General features: G+C 41.6%; 9 protein-coding genes. 6 read left to right on the top strand and 3 right to left on the bottom strand.

The genetic code is table 11. From position 1 onward, the window contains the following. Nucleotides 1-68: 68 nt before the first annotated feature. On the bottom strand, nt 69-3,257 hold the full coding sequence (locus tag PseudUWO310_RS08405; protein ID WP_190315955.1) for a hypothetical protein: 3,189 nt from the start codon (nt 3,255-3,257) through the stop codon (nt 69-71). A 472-nt stretch (nt 3,258-3,729) separates the two neighbouring features. Further along, nucleotides 3,730-4,533 carry an HAD family hydrolase gene (locus PseudUWO310_RS08410; RefSeq protein WP_142600238.1) on the bottom strand — a complete coding sequence of 268 codons (804 nt, stop codon included), beginning with the start codon at nt 4,531-4,533 and terminating at the stop codon, nt 3,730-3,732. Nucleotides 4,534-4,760: 227 nt separating this feature from the next. Here PseudUWO310_RS08410 and PseudUWO310_RS08415 point away from each other — a divergent pair, with 227 nt between their 5' ends. Genes PseudUWO310_RS08415 through PseudUWO310_RS08425 form a run of 3 tightly spaced genes read left to right on the top strand, consistent with a single transcriptional unit; the run spans nt 4,761 to nt 6,640 of the window. Then, nucleotides 4,761-4,976 carry a hypothetical protein gene (locus PseudUWO310_RS08415; RefSeq protein ID WP_142600239.1) on the top strand — a complete coding sequence of 72 codons (216 nt, stop codon included), beginning with the start codon at nt 4,761-4,763 and terminating at the stop codon, nt 4,974-4,976. A 14-nt stretch (nt 4,977-4,990) separates the two neighbouring features. Beyond that, the gene (locus PseudUWO310_RS08420) at nt 4,991-5,389 is read left to right on the top strand and encodes a hypothetical protein (protein ID WP_142600240.1); all 399 of its coding nucleotides are present in this window, start codon (nt 4,991-4,993) and stop codon (nt 5,387-5,389) included. Nucleotides 5,390-5,428: 39 nt separating this feature from the next. Then, the gene (locus PseudUWO310_RS08425) at nt 5,429-6,640 is read left to right on the top strand and encodes a hypothetical protein (protein ID WP_142600241.1); all 1,212 of its coding nucleotides are present in this window, start codon (nt 5,429-5,431) and stop codon (nt 6,638-6,640) included. Between the two features lie 28 nt (nt 6,641-6,668). On the opposite strand, the gene PseudUWO310_RS08430 is transcribed toward PseudUWO310_RS08425, so the two are convergent. After that, nucleotides 6,669-10,415 carry a hypothetical protein gene (locus tag PseudUWO310_RS08430; protein WP_142600242.1) on the bottom strand — a complete coding sequence of 1,249 codons (3,747 nt, stop codon included), beginning with the start codon at nt 10,413-10,415 and terminating at the stop codon, nt 6,669-6,671. Between the two features lie 251 nt (nt 10,416-10,666). Here PseudUWO310_RS08430 and PseudUWO310_RS08435 point away from each other — a divergent pair, with 251 nt between their 5' ends. From PseudUWO310_RS08435 to PseudUWO310_RS08445, 3 genes are all read left to right on the top strand, one after another. Next, nucleotides 10,667-11,509: a hypothetical protein gene (locus PseudUWO310_RS08435; protein ID WP_142600243.1), complete on the top strand. Its 843-nt coding sequence runs from the start codon at nt 10,667-10,669 to the stop codon at nt 11,507-11,509. 237 nt (nt 11,510-11,746) lie between these two features. After that, nucleotides 11,747-12,613 carry an Rpn family recombination-promoting nuclease/putative transposase gene (locus PseudUWO310_RS08440; RefSeq protein ID WP_142600244.1) on the top strand — a complete coding sequence of 289 codons (867 nt, stop codon included), beginning with the start codon at nt 11,747-11,749 and terminating at the stop codon, nt 12,611-12,613. A gap of 106 nt (nt 12,614-12,719) precedes the next feature. Beyond that, entirely contained in the window at nt 12,720-13,652 is a 933-nt protein-coding gene (locus tag PseudUWO310_RS08445) for an Eco57I restriction-modification methylase domain-containing protein (protein ID WP_223805581.1), read from the top strand. The last annotated feature ends 66 nt before the right edge of the window (nt 13,653-13,718 follow it).

Below are 13,718 nucleotides of genomic sequence, written 5' to 3' on the forward strand. Positions count from 1 at the left end.
CACATCACGTCATGGAGAAGAATATCTGGCTAGATTTAGAGTTTTAAGATAAGTTCGACTATGGTCAGCTAGAACGCCAAAACCGCCAGATTTGAAAACAACTTATGACGAGCCTCAGCAGAAAGTCTCGCCAGAACATGGCTATGTAAATAGAGTGGAATATGTTCGGCAAAGAACTCAAAAATACCAACCAAAGTATCTTTTATCGGCAGATTCTCAGTTAAAAACAACCCAGTTACACCAGCCCAAAGATCAACCAATTCCAAATCAGAAGGCTCAGTAAAAGAATGCAGCTTTTCGTTAAAACTATGGATCAATTGGTTATATAGGTTATCTAATAACAATTTGATCCAATCAAAATGGTACAGCAACACTCCACGCTTAATTCCGAAATAGTCACATAACTGACGTTCCGACGCATTGAGCAAATCAAACCCACCATCGGTAACAGTATTAATCACCTGAGCCACCTTAAATTGTAAAAGCTCCAAATTAGACATCGCATCAGGAGTGATATCACCAGACTTGATGAGCGTATGGGGGATATCACCCAGATCAAAATCTGATAAGAAATAAATCTTGTCACCCTGATTAAAGCGATCGCCTGCTTTCCTACCAAAACACTGCGTTACCGTCGCCAAAATATGTCGATCAACAAACGCTGCAAAAGCAGGATCTTTATCCACAGGATGTAACCCCGTCATCGCCACATAATCCGCACGAAGCATGGCAATATTGGCGCAAGGAGTCCCGACAATTACAAAGGTTTTGGCATCTTTAAAATCATTAGACCCACGAGAATCGCGGAACCAGAAACCATCTTGACTCTTGGCAAACTTTTTAAAATCAATCACCCTAGTAGTGGGATCGAGTTCAGTAAGATGAGTAATAATCGCTTGAACTTTAGCTGTTTTTTCCTCACGACGCTGCAAACCCAAACGCCCCAGATTATGCACCTGAAAAATCTGAGGCATCATCAACTCACCCGATTGCTTAATCATACGAACAGAAGTATTAAGCCGCATTTCCAGATCAGTCACATCAATCGTCGCATCCAGATAAAGGTTAGCCGCCGACCTGTGAGCAATATTCCGTAAGCGCTCATCCGCGAGAGACACCGTTAACCGCTCATATTGAATATGCAAATCTCCATGAGCGATCGCCCCAGATAAAATATCCAAAAACTCAACCAACCACTGCTTCAAAACCTCATGGTTTATCTTCTTCTCAATTTCATAACTATTAAGAGTAGTCGTCTGCTTCAGCAAAGCATTAAGCTTAGCCAACTCGCGCTTATCCCTACCCTTAACATTTTCAAACTCAGAATCGGCAACCGCATCAACCGTATCCAGAATTGAAAGATCGGGTTTTAGCAAATCCGCCAGCAAAGTCGTATCAATAATTTCAGGAATAGCCGACTTAATCCCATAAAAATCCAGACCGTGATAGGACTTATCTCCTAGTAACCCATGCAACTTATTGAGGACATCAATGATTTTCAGCTTATGGTCAAGACTAGAACGAGAAATCACAGCGATCGCCCGATCCACATCCTCACGACCAACCGAAATCTGACGCATCGTCGTCAAACTTTCTGACACCTCCTCCCATACCAGCAAAGTTTTCGAGTAATCAAACTCATTAGGACTAGGCAAACTAGCAGGATGAGAACGCAGGATTTTAGAATTAAAAGCGATCGCTCGTTTATGCTTAAAGCCAAACCCATCACCCGAACTACCACGGCAAGCATTGAGCAAAGGGCAAGTCTCACAAATGACCTTAGTATCAGAAATTGCCTTATCGCGCAAAGCAGCGATCGCCCCCGTCCGCGAGCAGTTCGCCTGAGTGTCTAAAGCCTCTCCCGATTTAGCACGACGTAACTTACCTGATTTATTAGTCAAGCCATTGTGACGAGCAGGCAAAATCGCCCAATCCTGCAAAGTGGAAGTCGTGACATTCCGCGAATCATTAGATATATAGATGATCCTTTCAACACCATCAAACATTTCAGGACGCAAGCGTCCCACATCATAGCTTTTGCCCGTACCTGTTGCTGAAGCATCGAGGACATGTTTGTGAGTTAATAATGAATCCCGCCAAGTTTCTAGCCTTTTCCCTGACTCATATTCAAATTGGGGTAAGGAGTGAAGGGGCGATCGCTTAACCTTATTAGCAAAACTCTTAGCCTTATCTTTCGGAAAAATCTTATCTTTTAACCATTGAAACGGTGAAAACTTTGGCTTAGGCAGGTAATTAGCAATTTGGAAAAACTGCTCGACCGTCAAAAGCTGAATTGTTGCATCACTAGATAACTCATCAATATCATTGGCAGTTTTAGCAACCTGACCCCACCAGAGAACATCCACCGTAAAATCTAGTTCAGCCAGAAAATCAAGATTTTTCTCATGGCGACGCATAACAGATTGGTTAGAAATGTCACCCGCATCGATCGCATATTCCAAACGAGTTAACTCAGGTTTAGCCCCAATTGCATCAAGGTAACTTTGTAAAGTTTTTTTACTAGCCACAAACTGACCACCCGAAACACCGATCGCTATACAGCCACGCAGCTTAGAAGCAAGATAAGGCTTAACGCCAGTACCTTCAACCAAGACCACACGCTGACGATCGACCTGAATATCACCATGAAAAGCAAGGGGTAGCTCCCCATTTTGTTGCTGTGCCGAGATACCAAAAGGTTTATGCCAACGATAGCGCCCAGAACTAGCATCACGTAAACGGATTTGAAACCCGAGGATTTGACCTAAAGGATTCTTAATGGGCAGAATATAGCCAGAATTAGTTGATTTGGCTCCCAGATTCTTGATTTCAGCATCGGACAAGCCACGACTAACTAAATCGGCTTTATCTAAACTGTCTAGATCCAGTTTTTGTAAATAACTTTGATAAAGGCGATCGCGATGGGCATTATCAGGCAACTTAGCCAAACCATCCCGCTTTGCCTTTTGTTGAGCTAGCCGCAGTTTTAAATTGCGATCGCGACGCTCTTGACGCACTGACTCAGATTCGGGACGTTTTCTAACATATTTACCCGCAAAGTAACTGCCATTGGTTTCGCCCAGATATTTCCAATCCGCTAGACCGACATCGCTGGGATGGGTCATGCACAGCACAAAATCTTGGTTATCGGAGGCAATTCGACATTTACCTTTGATGTCATCGCAGATTGGGCAAGGATTATGCGATTTAGTTGGTGAAAACTTTCTGGAAGAATACTGGTTATTTAAGGAAGTCATTATTTTTGACCTCCGATGAGCTTGATCGGAGAGATCGTTAAGTAGATCTCCTTCAACAAGTGTTGAAAATTTAAAAACATCTAGATTGTCCTGATTGTAGGGTTTGTGGCGACTTCAATCAGAAAACAGACAGACTTTTTGAATTCAGTTCAATAATTAATTATTGGTTCTTGCAAAAAATTAAAAAATTTGCAGCAAAAACTATTGCTAAACCTATATCTTGCGTTAAGATATAAGGAAGCACTGAACAAAATTGCGTTTCCAAAGCAACATCTGTCCATTTTCGGATATTAAATTTAAAAACCTTCGGGTCATCAAAGAGCTAGTGGTTCCAAGCACTGGCTTTTTTGGTGTTGAAGGGGGAAAACTAGATAAGCAATCTCCTGTAGATAAAAACGGTGATCAAATCATACAGCGATTGCTCTAGATCTGATCTATAAAAGATCAAAAAAAGATCAAAATTTTATTGAATTTATCCTGCATTGGATCGCCTCGTTTTCATACTGTCATCTATGACACAATTTTTAAGCAATAGCATGGCTAACTCTTGGAAGCCAGCAAACTCAGAAGCCTGAGCAACATATTTTGGTAAATGCATCATCTTGTCTTGATAATGGCGAACATTTGCCACTCCGACCGAGATGGGAAATTTTGTGGAATCGAACATCGCTTCATCGTTGGGACTATCGCCAACGGTAAGCACTTGCTGTGAATTGATTTCAGGAAAATGATTGCTTAAAACTGACAGCAAACCTGTTGCTTTATCTTGATGGACTGGTTTGATATGACATTGGACATTGCTGTACGTGAAACTCCAACCCATTTGCTGACATTGGGAAGAGATGGCTTGAAGATCGTCAGTCGATAAATCATTGACATCAAAAGTCCAATCAGTAATACGGAACTGATTATCCACAGAAGGATGAAGATGAGGAAATAGCTGCTTAATGTGATGGAAAGTATTTTCTAGCAAAATGCGATGTCTAGATAAATTAGGAATCGAAGAGAGCAAACCTTGTTGGCTATTGGGCTGTAAAAACAAACCACCATTTTCCGCGATCGCTCCAGCCACAGGTAAATAATTCACCAAAGCACTGACCCAACCCGCCGAGCGACCAGTTACTAATAGGACTTTAATTCCTGCCGATTGTAAATCGAGAAGAGTCGAGATGAAATCAGAAGAGAATTTCCCATCGAGGGTAAGAGTACCATCAACATCGGAAGCAATTAAACGGATGTCGGACAAATCAGCTTGATTGAGATTGAGCAGGGTCATACAGAAGAAATGAAACTACAACCAGAATACAGCCAACGGGAGACTATTGGAAAATCTAGCGATTAGCTGGTGAAGTTGAAACTACCATAATGGAGTATTGACAATTCCAGAATTTGTACGAACAATATTCTCAAATACCAATCTAGAGAAATTGATAGAATATACTCTCTAGATTGTCAATTTCCCCAACCCGTTGTATTCAATCCTAAGCACCTAAAGAGGAACCCATGAGAAACAATATTCAGTCCAAGATTGATGCGGGCTATACCTACGACGAACTACTGAGCGAAGGACTAGCCAGCTTTGATGACATCGCCCGCTATGAATCGCAGTATTCCCTGTATGACGAAGATGCAGAACCAAAGCCCAAAAAGGCAAAAGTAAAACCGAAAACCCGAACAATTAAGCCCAAAAAAGAAGCAGAAATTGACCTTGAATTCTAGCGAGAAATGACAAGATGGAATTTAGACAGATTGACCTGAAGACAGGGCAAGAGTTACCCTTGCCCGTGAAAACCGTCGAGCATAGCTACCTCGAACTGAAGATCGGGAAAGATATTGAGCCGAGTAAACTGGCTGTCGGTAAGATGTATGACGGTATCACCGAAAGAGACATCGAGCGCCTGCAAGAGCAAGACCTATACCTAATTCTTGCCAATGGAAGAACCGCTTACTTTGGCGATCGCGCCATCGCTGAAACAGTAAGCAAAGAAATCTTCACCAATCATAGCGATGCCGTCGCCTATGGCAGTTTGCCCGTCTCCGAAGCCAAAGCATCTATATTTAAAGAGCGATCGCGAATCCTGATCGTCGATGATGAAACCCTGAATAAAGACCTAGCCACAGGAACCTACTAAGCGGATTGGGGAAAGCAACCCATTACCCTGAGCAATGGCATGACTATCAGTGACAAAGCAATGGGACTTATTGCCAGCAAACTCGGAGACTGCTATAGCCTGATTTCCCCCGACCTAGCCACCCAATTGCAAGCCGAACCGAATCGTCCATTTCAATATCGCGCCGCCGTACCTGAGTGGCAGGGCGTGATTAAAGGCACTTGTCGAGCAAGCTTGCTCTGCCAAGCCCTAGAAGTCGATGGCATTATCGCCAAATCGAGCATCAAAGGCGACAACAAAACCACCACCACAGGAATCCATGAAGTCAGTCTATTCTGGTCAAGGAAAGAGGACGCTAAATTCACCGAACAGAAACTAGGTACTCAAGCTCTTGTCTTCTTCCCAGAAGGAGTCCAAGCGGACGTACTCCCCAAGCTGAAAATCAAAGCCGAACGCCTCGCTGAAGCCCAATCCGATCCGCGCAAGGTAGCGCAACTGTATATAGAACGCCATGAAAAGCGTCTACAGCAGAGACAAGAAGAACTAGGCGATCGCGCTAACATTACCCAAGTCATCGAGCCAGAACTCGCACTGGAACTGGGATTGAGCCAACAAGAAAACACAACAGCCAATGAAATTGACCGAGAGCCATTAAACTCACCTAACGAAGAATACCAAGATTGGCTGTATGACATCCTCAAAACCGACCTCATCGAAGGCGGTCATTGTCAGATCTTAGAAATGGAAGATATCGCCAAACGCCTGCGAGAATTCCTACAGAGCGAATGGCAAGAAGTCGCCACAGGAGGCGTTTACGTCCCCAGTGGCATCGCTCAACCCCACAATCAACTCCAAGAAGGCGAAGTCAGTTTTACAGGGCTACCCAATGGAGCCGAAGTTGCCATCTATCGCAGTCCCGTCGCCAATGCCGCCAACTTTGACGTATTTACGAACAACCTCACAGTTCTGCGGGAATTAGATCCCGAAGCCTATCGGCAGAGAGGAGTCTGCTACCTCAATCCCCACGATGCGAAACGACTGGTAATCGACTTTGATGGCGATCGTGTAGGGATTATTCCCAGCCAATTATCCCCCGAACAGCAAGCGAGTTCCCAGAAAATTATCGAGCAATATCCCACCCTAATCCAAGAGATTATTGACAAGAATCTGCCAGAGAACAAACCAATTCAAGTCGAAAAAGAAAAGAAGATCCCCCGTGATACTGCTAATGGATTTGCTACCCTAGCCTTTATAATTAGCTATTGGACTTAACTCAATAATTCTATAAAACAATTACTAATTAATCCAAAGTTCTTCTATAAATAGCGAACTGCAAACTTGATTTTATCTTCTCCAATTCATCCAATGGTGCTTCTATCCTAAGATTATCTATAATAGAAATATCTGTACGATTACCCATTAGTTGTAGACATTTAGCTGCAATTTGTATTCCTTTCACTGTGGGATTAGCCAAGATGAATTTCCTAATAACCATAGGTTTGAGTTCATGTTTCATTTCATAACGCTCTAGCCATATTGTTAATTCATTTATTCCATCATCACTAGATAAAAATCTTTCTAAGTATTCAAGTAACTCGTTCTCAGTATGATGACAAAGACGTGAGGGGTGTAAGCTTTTACGAAATTCGTTGGTTAGTTTTAGGGTAAGGCATTTACTAAAATCAACAAGTCCAAATTTTTTACAGGCTTTTGCAAGATATACAATATCAGATTCGTCACATCGGTCAATATAAGGTAACAAGTTTTGTATTAGTCTTTTTAGTTGATCTTTGCTTAAATATTCCTGCTCATTGTCATAAAAAAGATGAAAATTATGACTACAGTTCCTAAAGATTAGGATATTGTCGGGGCATTTTTCAATATTAGATTTAGCTAAACTCAAACATTTAGGTGTACCAACATAGATAGCCGTTTGAATAAATCTAGAATTATAACCAAGGTATCCCCAATACTCTTCGAGCAGATTCTCTGCATCAGGTTTGGGAATTATGGTTAGTAGGTTGCCGATGATGTCTATTTCATAAGAACTTTTATCTGAGAAATCACTAGGTATTTTCTTACCTAAAGATTGAAGATGACATTTTACAGCAGCTATAATCTCATCACACCAAATATTGTGAACCACATTTAACCAGTTAAAATTTTCTGATATAAGCGGAAGAATGTTGGGTAAAACACTTACATCACCTAGTGCTGCACGTTTCCATAACACCTGATCATAGAAAGAAAATTCAGGTAAAATATCTTGTAGAGTATGTAGCTCATTTTGATCTATCCCTTGATTCCAAAGATAAAATGCAACTTCCCTTAAAAATATATCATTTTGTGATTTTCCCCAAATTTTTTTTAGACATTCCAAAGATGGTTTTGATACTTTTTGATTTCTACAAAATTGAATATTCCAGATATCCATTATCTGAGAAATCGCTATTTGTAATCTTTGTGGATGATCTTTTAGTGAAGGATCGGAGACTCTACGAACCATAAATTCAAGCGCGTTAGGCGAATCTATGCTAACTTCGCTGAATATGTACCAAATGGGATAATGTAATGATTTATATTTATTAATATGATCAATTAAATAATGAATGACACTGTATTGATTACTATGCTTTATTGCCGATAAAAGACAAAAAAGAGAGTTCATATTTTGAGAATCTTTCCGCTTAATTGCAGCAGATACTTGCTCGCCCCAAAAAATTAGTAATTCGTCGAAAAGTTGCCATGATTGATTTATATCACAGCAAATCGTAGCCCAGATTGTTTCAGGCAAAGTTTCCTTTTTATCTCTAGAAATTCTCCAACATGATTGAACTTCATTATGTAGATCAGGAAAACCTAGAAAACCTGCGAGAGCTAAGGCAGATCTCCGTTCTTTATCATTTGTAGAATCACACACCAATAGTTCTTTTAATTCTTGATGTACTTTATTTTTATGGTATTGTTTGATTTGTGCTATTGCTTGGTCACGATTATAATCTTTAACGCGAACAACTGAGTTATCATCCATGAAGCGCATGATATATTGAGCACCACTTAAAGTACAACCATTACGGAAACGCGAAAGTAGAACACATAATGAAGTTGGAAGCTTTTCTGTGATTTCTAAAATAACAGGAGAGTCTATCGTTGTCAGATTCCATTCTATTGTGGCAATCACAGATTTTGGAACTAAATCAGTGATTACTTCTCTCTCTATCCAATTTTTTAATATGGTAATAATTTTCTGCTGATAGTCATCAGTGGGTGTGTTGAAATAACGGATTGATTCTACTAATGCTAACGAAAGCCGATCGCATAATTCTTGTAAAAACTCCTCGCTCTGCGGATACTGAATAATTGCCTGTCCGATAATCTCTGCATAATAGGGTTCCCAGAAAATATCGAGATGTTCAGAAGCGTTTTCTTTGAGAAGTTTCCCCATACTTTCTACGAGTAGAAATTCTCGAATGCGATCGTGCCGAAAAACTAACTTCTTTCCTTCAAGTCTACATAATTTTTCATTATTTATCAATGTTCTTAATGCTTGTAGTTCTTCAGAAGAGTTATCTAGCCAATCTTTTATGTCAGACCATGTTGGATTAAACCTACGCTGTAGTAGCATTTGAGTGGTTAAGCATAACAGGGCTGAACGATATTCAATAGGAAGTAAACCACCAACCATATTCTCAATAACTTCGCTAATGAAAGAATCAATAGCATTCTCAGCAACCTGACTCAATTTACCATATTCAATCTTGGGTAACAAATCATCAAAAAGACCTATAAGAATTGGATCGTTGCCGAGCTTTTCCGCCAATGTATTGACCTCTGCATTGGTCAATTCAATACGATTGCGTAATAAAGCATCTTTAACTGCTTCTAATCCCTCCTCAGCACTCATAGTTCCAACAAACACACTAGTTATCCAAGTGGTTTTATCTACATCTAGATTAATCTTTCTGACAATATCCGACCAAACTGGACAAATTAGTAGCTGATTTGATGACGTAGTTTTGGTATTAGAATCTTTGCTAGGGAAAGGTTTTGACCAGTTAATAAGTTTTTGTAACAGATTTGCAGGACTATTGGTTTGATTGACATCATCAGCGATTAGCAATAACCTTTTTCCATCCTTCAATAATTTCAAAGCTGCATTTCCTGCATCTGACATCAAACTTGGATATAAATCATGCAATGCCTCATCTAAAGCATTTTCGAGTAAATCACTACTTCCTAAAACATTTTCAGATAGCCACAAACTATACTCTCCCGTTTCTAGGTGCTTTTTCCCAACTTGATAAGCTGCTGCACTCTTTCCAGAACCAGAATTTCCAATCAGAAGACTTATTGAGCAATTTTGATTTTCTACTGCTTTCTCAACTTGTTGATCGATATGTCGAGAAACCCAGCGATCGGGACTTGTCAAAAACTGCTTTTGATATTTCTCTAAACTCTTGTAACAAAGATCGCGAAGCAGGTCTTCCGAAAGCATCTCAGCCTCTATCCCCAGATACTCTTTGCGTAACCATTGCCCATCAGTTTCTGTATCTAAAAATCTAGCAATACGTGACCTATCCCAAAAATCGACTGACACTCCTAATTCTTTAGCTTTCTTCTCTACTTCTAAACAGAAATTTGGTTGTAATCCTTGATTAGTGGTCAAAACAACAGTGAATTTTGCATCGGGAAATTCAGCTTTGTATGTGCTAGAAAGTTGTCCAGCCTTTAGCAGATCACCGTCATCACTTTCTGAAAGCTTCGTTTTTCTACCTCTTTGTGAAGGAGTAACTGTTCTATGATCAAATAGCCATTTCTTTTCTAGTTTGTCTTCTATGGTGTGTTCTACCAGAATAAAGTGAGGGGGATTAATTTCAGGAACTCGGCAAAATCCATCAACAGGAGATTTTCTCGGTTGTCCTTGAGCATTTAAGCCAGAGTGTAGTATAGCTCGGTAATCTTTTTCTGCTTTGCACAAGACTGCTGTTGCAAGAAGTTCAAACTTACTTGGATCTTTTAGTTTTTCTAACGCCTCTGACGTACTCAATTGTTAACGCCTTTACTTAAAGTCTATATTTCTCAATTTTAGCTATTTTATTGAATTTATGTGTGATTATTGTAGATCTTTATACGTTTATCCCTCCTAAATGTCAGTTACAAGAGGACATCCTGCTCGAATTCTACTAACTATTCATCAAACTAAGTGATATTTACAAAAGATCGCCAAAGCCGAAAGCATCGCTAAAACCAGCAAATCCGCCAGCAAGCGCAGCACCGCCGCCAAAAGCATTGCACCTTGTGCCAGTACAAGGAACCCTAGCGGAAGTAGCTCTGAGATCCACAGAAAACCAAATCGGACTGATTACCTATTACCTAGCCACGGCATGGGCAACAGGACAGCATCAGTACATCGCAGGCTTAGCCCAAGAAGTCCAAGTCGCCGTAGATCGGCTCAAATCCGACCTCAGCCACGACCAAACCTTTCTCGATGAAGTGGGCAAAAGCTTACCCAAACTGGATTGGCTAATCGATCGCAAACAGCAAGGAGTCTATGGCAGCTACTACGACTCAAAACAGAGATGCAAACAGCCCGCCAGACCAATGAAAGCAAGTGGCGAATACAACGACCCAATCTCATTCCTAATTCAATCTGTGAACGACATCTGGCAACCCGTCGATTTGCACGAGCGCACCCTGCTCGAATTCCGCGAACTGTTTATCAAACCGAACGAAACCCTCTACCAAAGAGCGATCGCCCGACGCGATGAATATACCAGCAAGATCCGAGAAGCCATGAAACTATCAAGCGAGCGAGAATCCCGCAAGAAAATCCTGAGAGCAGCAGTGCAATGGGCAAAGAGCTTAGGCGAGAAACTACGCAACAAAAGCGAGAAAAATGTCCAAATCTGCGCCGCCGCTATGTGGCAAGCCAGTCACAACGGCGATCATGGAACCGCCAGCGTAGTGTTCAACATGTTCCTACCAGAGATCTGCGATCGCCTCCATGACAACCAACTGATGCGACTACAAATTGTAGGAGCGCAGTATGGAGAACTCGCATCAACCAAATGGACGGGAAATGGAGAACATGCCTGTATTCCCATCCTTGTATCTCAACGTCAAGAAGATGGCAGATATTAGATAGAAGTCATCCGTAAAAGTAGGAAAAAGCCATACCTACTGGGACTCGTCGCCAAAGACTCCGCCAAAGTATTGGTGGGAGAATACACAGCTTCTCTGACTACGCAGCAAAAGATCATATTGTGCGAACTGGTCGCTGCTTAGAAATCAAGGGGATAAATCTGCTTTATCCCCTTGATTATCTATCTTCTAGAAAAAAGAATTTCCCAATCCCAAACTTTGATAAACTAAGCGGATATGAAAACGGATACGCTCTTTTATCAACTATTCAATACCTTTCACACTCTACTGTTTGAGCTAATCGAACGCCCGATTGCTGAAGCAGAAGGCTATGAATTTAGCTCAGTAGAAGTGAAAGAAAAAGCCTTTCGGTTTGATGGCATATTTAGCCCAAAAGCCGAAGATAAACCGATATATTTACTTGAAGTCCAGTTTCAGCAAAAGGAAGACTTTTACTGGGAATACCTATCCGAGATATATCTGTACCTAAACCAATACCGTCCCGCACAGGAATGGCAAGCGATCGCCATCTTTGCGAGGCGTAGTTACGAACCAGAGCCAAGAAGCCACGTACGGGAAATGCTCGACTGCCAGAGAATCAGGCGAGTTTATCTAGAAGACCTCCTAGATCGGGAGACAGACTCTTTTGCGATCGGTATTATTCAGCTAATCTTGTCTAGTGAAAGTCAAGCCGTAACTATGGCTAGACGATTGGGCGAGAAAATCGAGCAGGAAAACGATCCCGAAATCCAAGAGCAGGTATTAGAATTAATAGAGACAGTGTTGGTGTATAAATTCCCGAAACTGAGTCGGCAGGAGATTGAGACAATGTTTACATACAGCGATTTAAAGCAGACCCGTGTATATCAAGAGGCAAGAGAAGAAGGAGAGCTACGAGGCGAGAAGCGCGGACTGGTAAAGGGACAAGCTACGATGCTATTGCGGCTGCTCAATCGCAAATTTGGACAGATTAGCCCAAGTTTGCGGGGCAAGGTCAACAAACTATCGGCAAAGCAGTTAGAAAATTTAGCCGAAGCATTATTTGACCTAGAGACGATCGCTGACCTCAACAACTGGCTAAAAACCAAAGGCAAAGGCAACTAGAGGATTTTGAACCAATACATAAAAAAAGACATGATAACTAAAGTCATGTCTTTTTTTATGGCTAGCGCTTGTTCGCAAGAACAAAAACTAGCCACAAAAACTAAAAATGTACCAACCCATATTTGAAATTACGCCAGAAATTGAGCAGCATTTTGATAGCCCCCTGCGAGTAAAAGCAGAAGTAACCGTCGAAGCGATCGCCCTATCGAAATCGATAACCAAGGCAACAGCAGAGCAACAGGTAGAACTCGCCAAAGCATCGGGATGGGGAACCCTCACCGATATCTGGGTGAAAGCTAACCATCAAGGCAACACATGGCAGCATCGATGCTATGAAAAACTGAGCCAACTATTGACCCAAACCGAAATCCAATCCGCTAAATCCGCAACGGCAACCGCTTACCAAACTAGTTTTGAAGTAATCCGCGCCATGTGGGATCTTCTCAGCGATATCGGCTTTACAGGTGGAGCGATCGTCGAACCAGCTTGCAACACCCTAGCGTTTATGGGATGCCAGCCCGTGTTGATGCGAGAGCGATCTCAATGGGTAGGTATAGAACTAGACCCGATCTTTGCCCAAATTGCGAGACTGCTATACCCCGAAGCGCTGATTTACGCTCAAGGATTTGAGACAGTGAGCCTAAGTGACAACAGTTTTGACCTAGCGATCGGTAATGTTCCCTTTGGCAATTACAAACTCTACGATCCGCGCTATGCCCACCTGAACCTGAGCATCCACAATTACTTTCTAGCCAAATGTGCTGACCTCGTGCGAGAAAATGGATTGATCGCCTTGATTACCAGTTGTTTCACCCTTGATGCAGCTAATAACAGCTTTCGGAAATATCTAGCGAGTAAGTTAGAGCTAGTGACCGCTATTAGATTGCCAGATATAGCTTTTAAGAGATTTGCCAACACGGAAGTAGTTGCCGATATTCTTATTTTTCGTAAACTCACAGAATCTGAACGGATAGCAACCTTACTTTTCCCGTTAAGTATGAATTTGGGCAAGAAGCCAGCCTTGGCAAAGTTCACGTAAATTAGACCAACCACGCCAGAGAACTTGAATACCAATGGGAGATTTGCGACGATGCTCAAGATACCC

It is taken from the genome of Pseudanabaena sp. UWO310, assembly GCF_006861605.1.
GTDB lineage: Bacteria > Cyanobacteriota > Cyanobacteriia > Pseudanabaenales > Pseudanabaenaceae > Pseudanabaena.